The 3,333-nt window shown below is 64.6% G+C and carries 4 protein-coding genes; 1 reads left to right on the top strand and 3 read right to left on the bottom strand.

Annotation, left to right across the window (positions count from 1 at the left end; genetic code table 11):
- Positions 1–829: caspase family protein (locus I53_RS26710; RefSeq protein WP_148291251.1), on the bottom strand; the 829-nt coding region annotated here is incomplete at its 3' end.
- A 254-nt stretch (positions 830–1,083) separates the two neighbouring features.
- Between I53_RS26710 and I53_RS26705 the strand changes: the two genes are divergently transcribed.
- Positions 1,084–1,986, top strand: a complete 903-nt coding sequence (locus I53_RS26705; RefSeq protein ID WP_085987710.1) for a DUF4399 domain-containing protein — start codon at positions 1,084–1,086, stop codon at positions 1,984–1,986.
- A 90-nt stretch (positions 1,987–2,076) separates the two neighbouring features.
- Here I53_RS26705 and I53_RS33555 read toward each other — a convergent pair whose 3' ends face one another.
- Both I53_RS33555 and I53_RS35820 read right to left on the bottom strand, forming a co-directional pair.
- On the bottom strand, positions 2,077–2,307 hold the full coding sequence (locus I53_RS33555; RefSeq protein ID WP_148291250.1) for a hypothetical protein: 231 nt from the start codon (positions 2,305–2,307) through the stop codon (positions 2,077–2,079).
- Between the two features lie 194 nt (positions 2,308–2,501).
- Positions 2,502–3,333, bottom strand: an 832-nt coding sequence (locus tag I53_RS35820) for a calcium-binding protein (RefSeq protein ID WP_148291249.1), incomplete at its 5' end; no start/stop codon positions are given.

Here is a 3,333-nt window from a genome sequence, read left to right as displayed (position 1 = left end):
GAAACTCATCGATCAAGGACGAGGAGATCCATGGAACGCGATCCCCCTTCGAGGCGCGCGACACCCCGATCCGGGTGTGCGTGAACGCCTCTTCCGCGGTGAGGTTCGGGGCACGCAGTTCCTTCCCGAGTTCACTCACGAAAAGGCTGATGTCACCGTCCTCCTCGCGCACCAACTTCCCGGGCGGAGCCGAGAATAGGATCAAGCTCCCTTCCGGAGCGTCGACCGGCGCCAAGCCCGCGGACGAAGCGCGGAAGCGGCGCTCGAAGGGGTTCTGCCGAGCCGCATCGACCACCGCGATCTTCACGCGCACGCCGCGCCGGTTCAACTCGCTCAGGATCGCATCGAGGCTGATGCCGTCACGACGGACCTCCGTCTCGGACCAGATCTGCGCGTTGACGGGGATCAGGTAGCTCTGGCGCTCGACCTGGATGCCATATCCGCCGAAATAGACGAAGGCGGCCGCACCGGCATTCAGCTTGGCGTAAAATGCGTCCAGGGTCGCCTGCACGTCCTCCCGCCTCAGGTTCTCGCGCAGGTCGACGTCGAAATCGCTTCGCCGCAACTCTTCCGCGAGAAGGCGGCCGTCCTTCACGATCGTCGGCAACGAGCCCTGAGCGTCGGGGTAGCGGCTGTTGGCGATGAGCAGAGCGAACCGCCGCCCGGCCCCGATCGGATTCTGGGCCTGTCCAGGCCCTGCCGTCAGAAGCATTCCGCTCAGCGCGAAAAATGCCAGAAAGATCAGCACGCCGTATCCGCCGATGCGGCCGCGTAACCCCGCCCGAGGCGTCAGATCCGGCGGGCTTCGAACATAGATCCGTCCCGGCATGAACGATGACCTGCGCGCGATGAGCGGACGAGCGAGAACTGCAGTGTATGTAGAAATGGCCGAAGCGCAATGATCGCTCGACCCAATGTCGGCTCATTCCTGGGATTATGTCGCATCAAACAAGATATAGATAGGTTTCAATTGCCATTCCAGCGCCGGCGTAGTATGGATCGGTCGCCGTACCGCTCCAAATGAAGAGACGTCGCATTCCATCGAAATGCGAATTGTGATCAGCGCGCTGCGCAGGAGGCATCGTGATTGATGCGGCGAAACCCATTGCGGGCGGCATGCCTCGCGCGGCTCTCGTTCTGCTGCTGATCGCATCCGCCGCAGCGGCGCAGGAGCGCAAGAGTGGTCCGACGCCGTCGCCGCCGGGGGCAGCGGTCTACTTCGTGGATGTCAAGAACGGCGGCACCCTGACGCCCAAGGCGACGATCCATTTCGGCCTGCGGAAGATGGGTGTGGCACCGGCGGGCATGGACCGCCCAAACTCTGGACACCACCATCTCCTGATCGACACGCCGATGCCGGCTGCGGACAGGCCGATCCCGAACGACTTCAATCACGTGCATTTCGGCGCCGGGCAGACCGAGGCTGAGATTGAACTGACGCCAGGCGAGCACACGCTTCAACTGCTGCTCGCCGATAAGGATCACATCCCGCACAATCCCCCGGTAGCGTCAGAGGTCATCAAGGTCCGGGTCGTGTCCCCGACCGCCGAGCCCGTCGCCGCGGGAGGGGGAGGGGGAGGGGCCGTCCAGCAGCGCCCGTCACCGCCGGGAGCGCGGGTGTACTTCGTTCAGCCGCGCAATGGCGACGTTGTCGGACGAAAGACCCTGATCCGCTTCGGGCTGACCGGGATGGGTGTGGCACCGGCGGGTTTCGATAAGGCCAATACCGGTCACCACCATCTGCTGATCGACACCACTCTGCGCGCGCTCGATGAGCGGATCCCGAATGATTTCGAGCACCTGCATTTCGGGCTGGGACAGACGGAGGCGCTGGTCACGCTGCCCCTCGGCACACACAGCCTGCAGCTGGTTCTCGCCGACGCGGACCACGTGCCGCACAAGCCACCCGTCATGTCCAACGTGATTCGGGTGACCGTGACGCGGACCGGACGCAAGGCGCGGCCGCGGCGCCACCACAATCGATGAATGATCGCATACTGAACCACTTGGTCCCGTACGGTCGACGACCGCTCTCGCGAACGGCGTGACGAGGTAGGTTGGGGGGACGGAAACGCCTCAACGGATGGCGCAGCCGGCCGAATGGTTGGCCGCGGCTTTCGTGAAGGTTGCTCCATGCTTGTTCAGGCCTTCGAGAGCGGCGCGCTGTGCGAGGAGAAGATCCAAGTCGCGCCAGATCTGGCATTTGACGCGTAGTTCGGTCGAGCGTCGCATGACATCCTCCCGTCGGTTCGTTGTCTGATGACGAGTATCGCCGCGCGTGTGGCGACCGGCTGTGACGAAGGTCACGCAGACGCGGATCCGGTGGGAGGAGGCGCCGCGAACAGAGCGGCAGGCTCACGGACCGCTCCCCGAACCGGCGGGAAATGAATTCCCTCAGCAAAGATTGTGCGCCCGCCAGACGAAGACGCGCCCCGCCAAGAGAACTTGGCGGGGCGCGCTGTCATGGGCCCATGGCCGTAAGGTTCGGCCGATCAACGTGTTCAGTGGAACATGCCCATATCGGGAACGTGAGCATCGACGTGTCCACCCACATCGTGGTGAACCGGCATCTGCGCGTGGCCATGATCCGCAGGTCCGCTTCCCCCGGAGAGGTGGTCATTGCCGCCCCCGCCGTGGATGGTGTCGTTGCCCTTTCCGCCGAAGACCGTGTCGTCACCCTTTCCGCCGTAGAGGTGGTCGTTACCCGACCCACCGTGGATGGTGTCGTTGCCCTTGCCGCCGGAGACGGTGTCGTCCCCCTTTCCACCGTAGAGGTGGTCGTTGCCGGCCCCGCCGTGGATGGTGTCGTTGCCCTTGCCGCCGGAGACGGTGTCGTCGCCCTTTCCGCCGTAGAGGTGGTCGTTACCCGACCCACCGTGGATGGTGTCGTTGCCCTTGCCGCCGGAGACGGTGTCGTCGCCCTTTCCGCCGTAGAGGTGATCGTTGCCCGACCCGCCGGAGATGGTGTCGTTACCCTTGCCGCCGGAGACGGTGTCGTCACCCTTTCCGCCGTAGAGGTGGTCGTTACCCGACCCGCCGGAAATGGTGTCGTTGCCCTTGCCGCCGTAGAGGTGGTCGTTGCCCGACCCGCCGGAAATGGTGTCGTTGCCCTTGCCGCCGGAGACGGTGTCGTCGCCCTTTCCGCCGTAGAGGTGATCGTTGCCCGACCCGCCGGAGATGGTGTCGTTACCCTTGCCGCCGGAGACGGTGTCGTCACCCTTTCCGCCGTAGAGGTGGTCGTTACCCGACCCGCCGGAAATGGTGTCGTTGCCCTTTCCGCCGTAGAGGTGGTCGTTGCCCGACCCGCCGGAAATGGTGTCTTGCCCTGCCGCC

The organism is Methylobacterium sp. B1 (assembly GCF_000333255.1).
Lineage (GTDB): Bacteria > Pseudomonadota > Alphaproteobacteria > Rhizobiales > Beijerinckiaceae > Methylobacterium > Methylobacterium fujisawaense.
Note: the sequence above shows the minus strand (reverse complement) of the source record. Positions and strands in the feature narration are given on the sequence as shown.